Source organism: Hydrogenophaga sp. (genome assembly GCF_018780385.1).
Lineage (GTDB): Bacteria > Pseudomonadota > Gammaproteobacteria > Burkholderiales > Burkholderiaceae_C > Hydrogenophaga.
In genome coordinates, this window is sequence record NZ_JADMJO010000129.1 from 1 (window position 1) to 11,579 (window position 11,579).

Annotated in this window: 18 protein-coding genes and 1 pseudogene; all 19 read left to right on the top strand. The window is 65.9% G+C overall.

From position 1 onward, the window contains the following. Positions 1 to 223: pseudogene (locus IV113_RS24105) on the top strand (hypothetical protein); the annotation flags it as partial. Beyond that, positions 223 to 462 carry a hypothetical protein gene (locus IV113_RS24110; protein ID WP_291090667.1) on the top strand — a complete coding sequence of 80 codons (240 nt, stop codon included), beginning with the start codon at positions 223 to 225 and terminating at the stop codon, positions 460 to 462. The pseudogene IV113_RS24105 and the gene IV113_RS24110, both read left to right, overlap by 1 nt. After that, positions 459 to 878: a hypothetical protein gene (locus tag IV113_RS24115; protein ID WP_291090670.1), complete on the top strand. Its 420-nt coding sequence runs from the start codon at positions 459 to 461 to the stop codon at positions 876 to 878. Before IV113_RS24110 ends, IV113_RS24115 begins: the two co-directional genes overlap by 4 nt. 14 nt (positions 879 to 892) lie before the next feature. Then, positions 893 to 1,390: a hypothetical protein gene (locus IV113_RS24120; protein ID WP_291090672.1), complete on the top strand. Its 498-nt coding sequence runs from the start codon at positions 893 to 895 to the stop codon at positions 1,388 to 1,390. Further along, positions 1,387 to 2,658, top strand: a complete 1,272-nt coding sequence (locus IV113_RS24125) for a DUF2800 domain-containing protein (protein WP_291090674.1) — start codon at positions 1,387 to 1,389, stop codon at positions 2,656 to 2,658. The genes IV113_RS24120 and IV113_RS24125 overlap by 4 nt, the downstream gene beginning before the upstream one ends. A 27-nt stretch (positions 2,659 to 2,685) precedes the next feature. Further along, positions 2,686 to 3,249 (top strand): ssDNA-binding protein, encoded by a 564-nt coding sequence (locus IV113_RS24130; protein ID WP_291090676.1) that lies wholly within the window; start codon positions 2,686 to 2,688, stop codon positions 3,247 to 3,249. A 56-nt stretch (positions 3,250 to 3,305) separates the two neighbouring features. Further along, on the top strand, positions 3,306 to 3,473 hold the full coding sequence (locus tag IV113_RS24135) for a hypothetical protein (RefSeq protein ID WP_291090678.1): 168 nt from the start codon (positions 3,306 to 3,308) through the stop codon (positions 3,471 to 3,473). Continuing rightward, the gene (locus IV113_RS24140) at positions 3,470 to 5,686 is read left to right on the top strand and encodes a DNA polymerase I (protein WP_291090679.1); all 2,217 of its coding nucleotides are present in this window, start codon (positions 3,470 to 3,472) and stop codon (positions 5,684 to 5,686) included. Before IV113_RS24135 ends, IV113_RS24140 begins: the two co-directional genes overlap by 4 nt. 3 nt (positions 5,687 to 5,689) lie before the next feature. Beyond that, positions 5,690 to 6,247 (top strand): hypothetical protein, encoded by a 558-nt coding sequence (locus tag IV113_RS24145; RefSeq protein ID WP_291090681.1) that lies wholly within the window; start codon positions 5,690 to 5,692, stop codon positions 6,245 to 6,247. After that, positions 6,244 to 6,537 (top strand): hypothetical protein, encoded by a 294-nt coding sequence (locus tag IV113_RS24150; protein WP_291090683.1) that lies wholly within the window; start codon positions 6,244 to 6,246, stop codon positions 6,535 to 6,537. Before IV113_RS24145 ends, IV113_RS24150 begins: the two co-directional genes overlap by 4 nt. After that, entirely contained in the window at positions 6,538 to 6,717 is a 180-nt protein-coding gene (locus tag IV113_RS24155; RefSeq protein ID WP_291090685.1) for a hypothetical protein, read from the top strand. A gap of 94 nt (positions 6,718 to 6,811) precedes the next feature. After that, on the top strand, positions 6,812 to 7,177 hold the full coding sequence (locus tag IV113_RS24160) for a hypothetical protein (RefSeq protein ID WP_291090687.1): 366 nt from the start codon (positions 6,812 to 6,814) through the stop codon (positions 7,175 to 7,177). Next, the gene (locus tag IV113_RS24165) at positions 7,174 to 7,464 is read left to right on the top strand and encodes a VRR-NUC domain-containing protein (RefSeq protein WP_291090689.1); all 291 of its coding nucleotides are present in this window, start codon (positions 7,174 to 7,176) and stop codon (positions 7,462 to 7,464) included. The genes IV113_RS24160 and IV113_RS24165 overlap by 4 nt, the downstream gene beginning before the upstream one ends. Then, positions 7,461 to 7,721, top strand: coding sequence for a hypothetical protein (locus tag IV113_RS24170; protein ID WP_291090691.1), 261 nt, complete (start codon positions 7,461 to 7,463; stop codon positions 7,719 to 7,721). Before IV113_RS24165 ends, IV113_RS24170 begins: the two co-directional genes overlap by 4 nt. Further along, positions 7,718 to 9,139, top strand: coding sequence for a DEAD/DEAH box helicase (locus IV113_RS24175; RefSeq protein WP_291090693.1), 1,422 nt, complete (start codon positions 7,718 to 7,720; stop codon positions 9,137 to 9,139). Before IV113_RS24170 ends, IV113_RS24175 begins: the two co-directional genes overlap by 4 nt. Beyond that, the gene (locus IV113_RS24180; protein WP_291090695.1) at positions 9,136 to 9,690 is read left to right on the top strand and encodes a hypothetical protein; all 555 of its coding nucleotides are present in this window, start codon (positions 9,136 to 9,138) and stop codon (positions 9,688 to 9,690) included. The genes IV113_RS24175 and IV113_RS24180 overlap by 4 nt, the downstream gene beginning before the upstream one ends. After that, positions 9,687 to 9,911, top strand: a complete 225-nt coding sequence (locus IV113_RS24185; RefSeq protein WP_291090697.1) for a DUF4224 domain-containing protein — start codon at positions 9,687 to 9,689, stop codon at positions 9,909 to 9,911. Before IV113_RS24180 ends, IV113_RS24185 begins: the two co-directional genes overlap by 4 nt. Further along, positions 9,904 to 10,938: an integrase gene (locus tag IV113_RS24190; RefSeq protein ID WP_291090699.1), complete on the top strand. Its 1,035-nt coding sequence runs from the start codon at positions 9,904 to 9,906 to the stop codon at positions 10,936 to 10,938. The genes IV113_RS24185 and IV113_RS24190 overlap by 8 nt, the downstream gene beginning before the upstream one ends. Positions 10,939 to 10,982: 44 nt before the next feature. Next, positions 10,983 to 11,426, top strand: a complete 444-nt coding sequence (locus tag IV113_RS24195) for a DUF1643 domain-containing protein (protein ID WP_363318660.1) — start codon at positions 10,983 to 10,985, stop codon at positions 11,424 to 11,426. Positions 11,427 to 11,579 lie beyond the last annotated feature (153 nt).

Sequence of the window (11,579 nt, forward strand, 5' to 3'; positions counted from 1 at the left end):
CGACCAGGGCGCAGCTTCGGCCACCGGCACCCGGGGCGCAGCTTCGGCCACCGGCTACGCAGGCAAGGTGCTCGGGGCCGAGGGCAACGCCATGTTCCTCGTGGAGCGTGACGGCGACTACAACATCGTCGCCGTATGGGCAGGCATCGCCGGGCGCGATGGCATCAAGGCAAACACCTGGTACGTGCTGCAAGGTGGCGTGCCTGTTGAGGTTGAAGAGTGATGGCACGCGTCTCCGAAGGTACGCGCACCGCCCAGCTTCTGCTGGAAGAGTTCCCGCTGCCTGAACGCCCACCCTTCTACATCTTCCCGCGCACGCTGGAAGAAGCCTTCGGCCCCGGCCGCCGTGGTCTGGAAGAGGCACCTGAGCAGATGCACCCCCGCGACAAGGTGGTGTTGAAAGCTGGCACGTGCGGCTTGGTCGCGCTGGCGTTGATGGCTGTCGCTGGGACGCTGCCATGAACACCCACCGCAAGTTCCATACAGACGGCGCACAGCCATCGCCCGGCCAGATCTTCGTGTTCGGCTCCAACCTGTCGGGCATCCACGCAGGAGGCGCAGCGCGCGCCGCACACCTGAATTACGGGGCCGAGTGGGGTGTGGGTGAAGGCCGCACCGGCGAATGCTACGCGTTGCCCACCGTGCAGGCCGGCCTCATCGGCCCGCTCGCTCTCGACGCTGTGCAACTCACCGTGGGCATGTTCCTGCACCACGCGGCCACGCACCCCGAAGACACCTTCCTCGTCACGCGCGTGGGCTGCGGCATCGCCGGCCACGCCGACGAAGAAATCGCGCCGCTCTTCCGCGACGCACCCCTGAACTGCTCGCTGCCAGACACCTGGCGCGAGTTCGTCGATCCCCAACCCCAAACCGTCTGATTGAAAGGACAACCATGACCGCTGCAACCGCTTCTCCGGCTCAGGCCGAAGCCACCTTTTCCTACGAGGGGGCGCAAATCCACCTGACCTGCAGTTCCGCCGAGGAGCTGCAGAACGCGCTGGCCCGTTTCCGCATCGGCAAGGCCGCAGCGGGCGTCGCCGACAAGCCCGCCGCCAGCCCGGCACCCGCCGCGACGAAGGCCCCAACGCCCCAGGCTGTGGAGAAGGTCGAGGGAAACGCATCTGCGTCCACGGCGTCGGCCGCTCCGGCTTCTGCCCCGGCTGCGGACGCTGGATCCACGGGCGACGCGGCTAGCCCCCACCCGTTCAACTACAACGACGTTTCGGCGCGCATCACCGCGCTGTGCAAGGCCCCGGGCGGTCGCGAGAAGTGCCTGGGCCTGCTCAAGAGCTATGGCGATAACGTCGACCACGGCAACAAGCTGAAGCTTGAGCACTACGTCGACTTCGTCACCAAGGCCGATGCGCTGATCGCAGGGAGCGCCGCGTGAGCCACGCCAAACTCTTCAGCCCCAGCAAGGCCGAAGGCTGGTTCGCGTGCGCAGGTCGCGCGGTGCTTGAGTCCGGCATCCCTGACAAGAGCAGCGGGTACAGCGATGACGGCACCGCCCGGCACGATGTCTGCGCGGTGTGCCTCACGCCTCCGGAGTCCAACGCCCGCGACTGGGTGGACCGAGCCACCAGCAATGGTGTGGTCTACAAAGCCGACTGGGTGGACGAGGACCAGGACTACATCGACACGGTGCGCGCCATGGCTGTTGGCGGCGTGCTGTTCGTCGAGCAGAAGGTCGATTTCCGGCGCTTCATTGAGTGCACGGACCCTGATGACGGGTTCGGGACCGGCGACGCGGTGATCCTCAAGCCGCTGGTGGACGACACGTACGAGCTTGTGGTGATCGATCGCAAGACCGGTTACCACGAGGTCGCGGTAGAGCGCAACAAGCAACTGTTGCTCTATGCGCTGGGCGCCTACGACGAGCACAGCCTGGTCTACGACATCCGCCGCGTGCGGTTGGTGATCCACCAGCGGTCCGCACGCGAGTGGGATTGCTCGGTCGAGGATCTGCTCGCGTTCGGCAAGGAGGCCCGCAGCCGCGCCATTACGGTGATCAACGCGGTGTCCATGCACGGCAAGGTCGAGCAGGCGGAGTGGGAACGCACGTTCCTCAACCAGCACCCCAGCGAGGACGCATGCCGGTACTGCAAGGCGATGGCCACGTGCCCGTCCATGCAGAGCTTCGTGCAGTCAACCGTCGGCGCGGACTTCGAAGCAATGGCCACCGGCGAGGCTGTCATCGACCCCGAGAAGGTCAACGAGCCGGACAAGCTGCCGCTGCAGATGAGCGCGGCCGGCCTGATCGAAGACTGGATCAAGGCGGTGCGCGCTGAGGTCGAGCGTCGGCTCCTGGCTGGCACGGACGTGCCCGGCTGGAAGCTGGTTCTTGGCAAGGCCGGTGCACGTGCCTGGCGCGACGCCGAGGTCGCCGAGGCCACGCTGAAGTCGATGCGCCTCAAGGTCGAGGACATGTACGACCTGAAGGTGATCTCGCCCACCAGCGCCGAGAAGCTGACCAAGGCCCCTGAAGGTGCCAAGCCACGGATCGGCAAACGCCAGTGGGCAAGCCTGCAGGCCCACATCACGCGTTCCGACCCCAAGCCCTCTGTCGCGCCCGAAGCCGATAAGCGCGATCGCTACACGCCACCCAACGTGGCCGACGACTTCAACGCCGAGGCCGATCCGGCTTCGTCGCTCTGCTGATTTCCCTCCACCAACTGAAAGACCACCATGGCTGAAAAAGTGAAACTCGCCGACGTGCGACTCTCGTTCCCCGATCTGTTCGAGGCCACGCAATACCAGGGCCAAGGCCCGTTCAACTTCCGCGCGTCGTTCCTCCTTGCGCCGAACCACCCGGCCAAGGCCGCAATCGACGCGGCAATCCAGCGCGTCGCAAAAGAAGCCTGGAAGGACAAGGCGCAGGCGCACCTGGCCGGCATCTTGGGTGTGGGGCAGAAGTGCTGCTTCCTCGACGGCAACACCAAGGCCTACGACGGCTACGCCGGCAACTGGGCGCTGACCTCAACCCGCGACCAGTCCAAAGGCCGCCCGCTGGTGCTCAACGCGGACAAGACCCCGCTGGTGGCCGCAGACGGCAAGCCCTATGCCGGCTGCTACGTGAACGCCACGGTCGAGATCTGGCCGCAGGACAACAAGTACGGCCGTGCCATCCGCTGCACGCTGCTCGGCGTGCAGTTCTTGCGCGACGGTGACTCGTTCGGAGGCGGCACGCCACCGAGCCCCGACGACTTCGAAGCGCTGGCCGCTGGCGCCGACGCGGATTCTCTGGCCTGAGTCAGTGCCCTGCGGGCTGCGGCGCGTGCGCCGCAGTGCGAAGGACATTGAAAACCATGCTCAAGGCCAGCCCAACCCCCGCGCCGCCCATCTTCTACCAGCCCGTTGACGGCCTGGAAGTGGAGGAGACCACCTACATGCAGTGGTTGCTTGCCGGCGGGGAGCCGATCCCCCGGCGCGAGGACGGCCAGCCTTGGGACGACACCGTAAGGGACGCACTGTGAAAACACTCTGGGGTGACCTGGAAACCTACTGTGAGCTGCCGCTTAAAGACGGCGTGTTCCAGTACGCCGAGAGCGCGCAGATCATGCTCTGGGCCTACGCGGTGGACGACGGCCCGGTCAAGGTTTGGGATGTCGTCAACCGTGAAGTGAGCTGGTTCGAGCCCATGCTCGGCGAGCGGATCGTCGAGGCAACGCACACCATGCCGGACGACCTGTTTCAGGCCTTGACCGATGCGGCCGTGCAGATCATTTTCCACAACGCCGGGTTCGATCGCACCGTGCTCAGCCGCGCCGGGAGTGTCGTCGAACGCGCTGCCGCCGGCCAAGTGCAACGGTGGCGCTGCACGATGGCTCAGGCCTTGGCCCATTCCCTGCCGGGCGGCCTGGAGCGGCTTTGCGAGGTGCTGGACGTCGCGCAAGACCAGCGCAAGCTCAAGGTCGGCAAGGAGTTGGTGCGGCTCTTCTGCATGCCCCGGCCCAAGAACATGAAGCTGCGCCGCGCGACACGCGAGTCGCACCCCGAAGAGTGGAAGCGCTTCGTGGAGTACGCGGACGCCGACATCCTTGCGATGCGCGCATGCCGCGCCAAGATGCCGCTCTGGAACTACCAAGGCCGCGAGCTGGAACTCTTCCACCTCGACGCGCAGATCAACGCGCGCGGCGTGGCTGTGGATCTCGACTTTGCCCGCGCCGCCATCGAGACCGCCGAACGCGAGCAAGCGCGCCTCGCCGAGCAGACCGTCGAGATCACCGACGGCGCGGTCGGCAGCACCACCCAGCGCGACGCGCTGCTCGCCCACATCCTTGACGAGTACGGCGTGACTTTGCCTGACATGCAGGCTTCCACCCTGGAGCGGCGCGTCGAAGACCCCAGCCTGCCGGGGCCCGTGCGCGAGCTGCTGGCCATCCGGCTGCAGGCCGGGCGCAACAGCACCAGCAAGTACGGCGCGCTGCTGCGGGGCACGAACGCCGACGGCCGCCTGCGTGGGCTTCTGCAGTTCTGCGGCGCCGGCCGCACCGGGCGCTGGTCGGGTCGCTTGTTCCAGCCGCAGAATTTGGCGCGCCCTGACGTGGCCGCCGCGGCTGAGTGGCACGGCCACGAGATCAAGACGAGCAAGTACCTGAAGCTGCGCAGCGCGCCTTCCACCAGCGACGAGGATGTCGCCGCCTACGTGGCACGCAGCATCGAAGCGATCAAGGCCGGCTCTGCCGATCTGGTGTTCAGCAACGTGATGGCCGCGGCTGGGTCCGGCGTGCGCGGCAGCCTGATTGCACCCAAGGGCCGCAAGCTGGTGGTGTCCGACCTGGCGAACATTGAAGGCCGGGACGCAGCTTGGCTGGCGGGCGAAGCCTGGAAGCTGCGCGCTTTCGAGGCCTACGACGAGGGCACCGGGCCAGACCTCTACAAGCTGGCGTACAGCAAGTCGTTCAACGTCTCACCCGACAGCGTCAGCAAGCCGCAACGCCAGATCGGCAAGGTGCAGGAGCTCATGCTCCAGTACGAGGGCGGTGTCGGCGCGTACCTGACCGGGGCGCTGACCTACGGAATCGACCTCGAGGAAATGGCGGAGGGCGCACTCGCCGCGCTGCCGGTGGATCTGCGCGACGAGGCCCGGGGCTTCCTGACCTGGACGCGCCAGGAGAAGCGCAACACCTTCGGCCTGAGTGACACCGCCTTCATCGTCTGCGACGCGTTCAAACGCGGCTGGCGCCGCGCCCACCCCGCCATCCAGACCTATTGGGGCGAACTGGCCGACACGGTTCGCGAGGCAATCCAACACCCTGGCGTCACGCTCACCGCACGCAAGCTGAAAGTGCGCCGAGACGGCGCTTGGCTGCGCATCGGTCTGCCCAGCGGCCGCGCGCTGTGCTACCCAGCGCCCGAGGTCGCAGCCGATGGTGCGATCAGCTACATGGGCGTCAACCAATACAGCCGCAAGTGGCAACGCCTGAAGACCTACGGCGGGAAGCTTTTCGAGAACGTGTGCCAGGCCGTCGCGCGCGACGTGATGGCTTGGAACATGCCCGGCATCGAGGCCGCCGGATACCAGATCGTGCTCACCGTGCACGACGAGGTGGTGACCGAGGCCCCTGACTCCCCTGATTTCAACGCCGACCACCTCGGCACGCTGCTCGCGGCCACGCCGCCGTGGGCGCAGGGCATGCCCCTGGCCGCTGGTGGATTTGAAGACTACCGCTACCGAAAGGACTGACCTGTGAATATATGCAACCGCATTTGGCTCCACCGAGACAAGCTGTGCACCGCAGCCTTCGTTCTCCATGTTGCGGAACGCGACTATCCAAGTTGCTCGCTTGAGTTGGCGTTGGGTGGCTTTGTGCTGCGTGTGTGCCTGCCCCAAGTCTTGAGACCGGATGCGTTTCCCCGGTCGTGGGGGCTCGCGGTGTTTGGTCGGAATCAACTGGACGTGTATTGGGATGGCCGCCAATGGTCGAGGCAGTTACCTTGGGAGGGGACGCACCTCTACAAGTTCGCGGGCATGAAGGCTTTTGCGGGCGTCGACTTCGAGATCTTAGTGCGAGCACTCATCAAATCTCAGCCGAACCAGTCGCCTGAAGACCTTCGTCGCTTAGTTGAGCCGGTGTTGGACGGTTTTGCGCACCAGCTGAGGTACGAGTCGGAATGCGTTCCCGCCGCGCTGCGCCATGACTCACGGGACTGGCTCATCGATCGCGGCATGGGTCGACTTGGCGGCCATCCTTGGCCGCACAACGGCCTGCTGCCCGCCCTGGGCAACTCAGGGAGCAAGCCATGAACTGCCCCCGCTGCGGTGCACCCTCTACGGTGTTGAGCACACGCATCCAGCCGGCCAGCGTCGCTCGCCGTCGCGAGTGCTTCAACCTGCACCGATTCACCACGCACGAAGTGGTGCCCGCTGTGATCGACAGACGTCAACTCAAAGCTACGGAGCGCGGATTCGCCCAGCGCGCAACCGCGTGGATGCGCCGCCAGATTGTGCTGCGGTCCAAGGAGCCGGTCGCGGTGTTGGCACGCCGGTTGGGCATCACTGACGCGCGCGTGCGGCAGATCAGGGCGAGGTCATGAATGCCCAACCCCTACCGCCTTCGTTGCCCGGAATGCCGCACGCGGCGCACCGATTCGCACTCGATGGTGCTGCACGTGCTCGCCTGCAAGCGCCCTCTGTGCCACTGCGGTGGCTACCCCTACGCACATCGTCCGGGCGGCGGGGAGTGTCACCTCAACCCCGAGGCGCAGATGCGCTGAGCGCTGCAGATGAAGCTGCCGGAAGACGACCCGCTCGACGTGGTCGCGGATGTGGCGTTTTCCATCCCCGGCAAGCCCATGCACGTGTGGCCCTATGACGCAGATCGATCTGCAGGTCGAGGGCTGGTGCCCAGGACCGCTGTTCGCCCCGATCCGAAAACGGCGGACCGCAAAGGTGCGCAAGTCGGGCGGAGCCGAAGTGTGGGCGAAGTACAGCAGAGCGATCCCGCCGTGGACTACGCACACGGAGTGCCGCGCATTTTGGAAGCTGAGTCAAGAGCGAACCGCGGCGACCGGCGTGCAGCACAGCGTGGATCACGTCGTTCCTCTGGTGCACCCGTTGGTGTGCGGGCTTCACTGCCCGGCAAACCTGCGCGTAGTGCCGCTGGCGCAAAACATTCAGAAGTCGAACAACTGGTGGCCCGACATGTGGAGTCGCCAAGAGGAGCTATTCGCATGAAGGAATCGCAGATCGAAGCTCACCTGGTCAAGCGCGTGAAGGCGCTCGGCGGGGAGGTGCGCAAAGTGCAGTGGATCGGCCGCCGTGGTGCGCCCGATCGGTTGGTGATGCTGCCGACCAGTCCACACCGACACGTCTGGGCTGCCGGCACCATCTGGGTAGAGCTCAAGGCGCCCGGCCTGAAAGCCGAAACCCACCAGGTGCGTGAGCACGAGCGTATGCGGTGCATGGGCCAACGCGTCGTGGTGATCGACAGCATTGAAGCCGTTGAGAAGCTGCTGGCATGACCACGCACGCCGACCTCATGGCCGAGCGCAACGATGCGCTGCGCCGCCTCGACGTTGAGTGGGCCCGCGAGCAGATCCCTGCCAGCCACGCGCCCAGTAGCAACTTCGCACTGTTGGTGGGGCTGCACAAGGCCCGCGTCGAGTGCACCGACATCGAGGCCCCGCTGCGTCACGCGTCGCGCGAATGGCTGGTGGCGCGTGGTTTCAGCCGACGCGGCGGGTTGCCGTGGCCGCCGGCCGGGGAGTTGCCCGAATGAGAGACTTCGACCCCCGCCCGTGGCAACCCTCCATGATCGACCACGCGATCAACAACCCACGCTGCGCACTGTTCGCCGGCATGGGGGTAGGGAAGGGCGTCTCGGCGCTCTCCGCCCTTGATGCCGTCTCCCTGGTGGACGACGTGTACCCCGCGCTGGTGCTGGGCACGCTGCGTGTGGCTCGCAAGGTCTGGAGCACCGAGGCCGGGAAGTGGAGCCACCTCAAGCACCTGCGCGTGCAGAAGATCATCGGCAGCTCGGCGGATCGTGCGACCGCGCTTCGCCAGTCTGGCGACCTGTTCACGCTCAACTACGAAAACCTGCCCTGGTTGATCGACCGTCTGGGTGAGGACTGGCCGTTCAAGACCGTGATCGCTGACGAGTCGACGCGGCTGAAAAACTTCCGCCTGAAGCAGGGCGGCAAACGGGCCCAGGCACTGGGCAAGATCGCGCACGCCAAGGTGCACCGCTGGATCAACCTCACCGGCACGCCAAGCCCCAACGGACTGCGGGACCTCTGGGGCCAGACGTGGTTTCTCGACAAAGGCCACCGACTGGGCCTGACCTTCAGCGGGTTTGAACAGCGCTGGTTCGCCTACAAACGCCGGCAGGACGCGATCACCAAGAAGGTGGAGATCGTCCCGGTGATCATGCCCACGGCTGACCGCGAGATCCACGAGCGCATTCACGACATCTGCCTATCGGTTGACCTGGCCGACTACGTCGACCTGCAAAAACCGATCTATGTGCCAGTGAAGGTGGAGCTGCCGCCGAAGGCGCGTGCGCTTTACCGCGACATGGAACGCGACATGTTCATCGCTCTCGCCGGTCACGAGGTGGAAGCGGTGAACGCGGCGAGCAAGACGATCAAGTGCCTGCAGCTCGCCAATGGCGCGGTCTACGTGGACCCAGTCGCAGAGGGCGACGGGGACCGCCGCGCGCGTGAGTTCGTCGAGGTGCACGACCGCAAGCTCGAAGCGCTGGGCGACATCATCGGCGACGCGGGCGGCATGCCCGTGATCGTCGCCTACCAGTTCAAGAGCGATCTCACGCGGCTGCTCAAGGCTTTCCCCCAAGGCCGCGCGCTGCAGACCGAGCAGGACGAAGACGACTTCAAGGCGGGCCGCATCCCGGTGCTGTTCGCCCACCCCGCCAGCGCTGGCCACGGCATCGACGGCTTCCAGGATGTCACCAACATCATGGTGTTCTTCGGCCACTGGTGGGATCTGGAGCTGCGCGACCAGATCATCGGCCGCATCGGGCCGGTGCGCCAAATGCAGAGTGGGCACGACCGCCCGGTCTTCATCTACGACATCGTCGCCGAGGACACCATCGACGAGCTGGTGCTGGCGCGGCATGACACCAAACGCAGCGTGCAAGACCTGCTGCTCGACGCAATGAAAAGGAAGGTTCCATGACCGCCCAAGCACGCCGCGGCGACTGGATGCAGACGGCCACCGGCCGCCAGTTCTGGCCGCTCGACCCCCGGCCCGAGGAAGTGGACATCCTCGACATCGCTGCCCACCTGTCGAAGATCTGCCGTTACAACGGGGCCTGCGACTGGCACTACAGCGTGGCCCAGCACAGTGTGTATGTGTCGCACCAGGTGCCCCCAGAGCACGCGCTGGCGGGCCTGTTGCACGACGCCACGGAAGCCTATTGCTGCGACATCCACCGCCCGCTCAAGCGCAACCTGATCGGGTATGCGGAGATAGAACACGGCGTCTGGTTGGCGGTCGCCGAGCGCTTCGGGCTCGGCGTCGAGCTCCCCGAGTGCGTTCACGTGGCCGACAACGCCGTGTTGCTGGCGGAGAAAGCCCAGATCATGCGACCAGCGCCTGCCCCTTGGAACGTGCCCGGCACCGCTGCGCCCATTCGCGTGTCGCGTTGGTCCGTTGACCAGGCGCGCGAGGCCTTCCTGTCCCGCTACGCCGTGCTCATCAAAGCGCGCGACCTGGTGCTGGCATGACCGCTGGCGGCTTCCTCGACAAGGACGATCTGCACCGGCTCACCGGTGCGGCGCGCGCCAACGCGCAGGAGGCGTGGCTCAAAGCCGAGGGCATTCCCTGCAAGCGCCAAGGCACCGGCGTGTTGGTGCTCTGGACCCATGTGCACGCTTGGGTGGAAGGCCGGCCGACCGTATCATTCGTCGAGCCCGATTTCACCAGCCTGGAGCGCGTCCGTGCCTAAGACCACAAAGTACCCGCGACTGCGCACGCTGGTGCGCAAGGGCGCGAACGGCCAGCGCTGGGTCTACTACTACTACGACATGCGCCCGGGGGGAAAGCCGGACGTGCCCCTGGGCAAGGACTATGCCGCAGCGCTTGTGAAGTGGGACGAGATCCACAACAAGAAACCACGCATCAAGGGCACGGTCGAGGAGGCCTTCGCCGAGTGGGAAGAGAAGGTGCTGCCGAGCTACACCAACGCCAGCACCAAAACGATGTACGCCAAGGGCCTGCGCTGGCTGCGCCCGGTGTTTGGCCGCTCGACCTGGGCGGCGGTGAAGCTGCCGCACCTGATCCGCTACCTCGAAGCACGCCAGGGCAAGACCCAGGCCAACCGGGACATGTCCACGTTCCAGGTGATCTGGAATTACGCGCGCAAGCGCGGCATGACCGAGCTGCCGTGGCCGGCCGCTGGCATGGAGAAATCCGGGTGGAAGAACAAGGAGTTCGCCCGCAAGGCCGCGGTCAGCGACACGATGTTCGCGATGATCTACGCCGAGGGCGACCAGCTCCTGCGCGATGCCATGGACCTGGCCAGCGCCACCAGCATGCGAATCACTGACGTGCGCACGGTGCCGCTGCCGCACGGCGACATCCTGCATCTGGAGGCCAGCAAGACGGGAAAGGAAGCCGACTTCGACGTGAGCCTGTCGGCAGTGCTGCCCGACCTGCTCGCGCGGCGCAGGGCCAACAAGAAGGCCGAGCACCTGATGCTGCTGGCCGCGCCGAAGAAACGCCCCGTGAGCTATCGCCAGCTGCACGACCGCTACACCGTTGCGCGCGCCGCGGCGGTGAGCAAGGCACGCGCGGCCGGCGATGAAGCACTGGCCGATGCACTCGCCAAGATGATCCTACGGGACTGCCGCAAGTACGCCGCCGACCAGGCGACATCACTGGAAGAGGCACAGCAGCTGCTGCAACACAACGACGCCGGCACCACGCGCCGGCACTACCGGTCCGAAGTGGCCAAGCTCAAACCAGTGAGGTGAATGTGAGCGCTGTTTTCTCCCCCTGCGAAGTATTCCGCTACCGCTTGGAACGCCAGGTCGCCCCGGGCGTCGGCCTGACCTATGGCTTCTTCGGGGTGAACCCATCCACCGCAGACGCCGTGATCAACGACCACACCGTGCGCAAGTGGATCGGCTTCACCCACGGGTGGGGTGGGGCGCGCTTCATCGTCGGCAACGTGTTCGCGTTTCGGGCGAAAGAGGTCACTGACCTGGCCGGCGCGCTCGACGCCATCGGGCCTGAGAACGACCGCCACCTGCGGGGGATTGCCGACGAGGTCGACGTGCTGGTGCCCTGCTGGGGCGCGGTGGGCAAAGTGCCCCGCCACCTGCGCCCCCGTTTCGAAGCCGTGGCCGCGATGCTGCGCGCATCTGGAAAACCGGTGAGACATCTGGGCCTGACCGCGTGCGGCAACCCCAAGCACCCGCTCAACTTGGCGTATGTCACGCCGCTGACGGACTGGGTCTAGGACCGTTTCCGCAATAGCGATCCGGCAGAATGAAGGTTCTCGGCGGTGGATGCGGAAACAATCGAGCCGCAGGCCGCGCCGATGCTCATTTCGGGGTCGGACTCATAATCCTTTGGTCGTTGGTTCAAGTCCAACACGGCCTACCAAAAAACC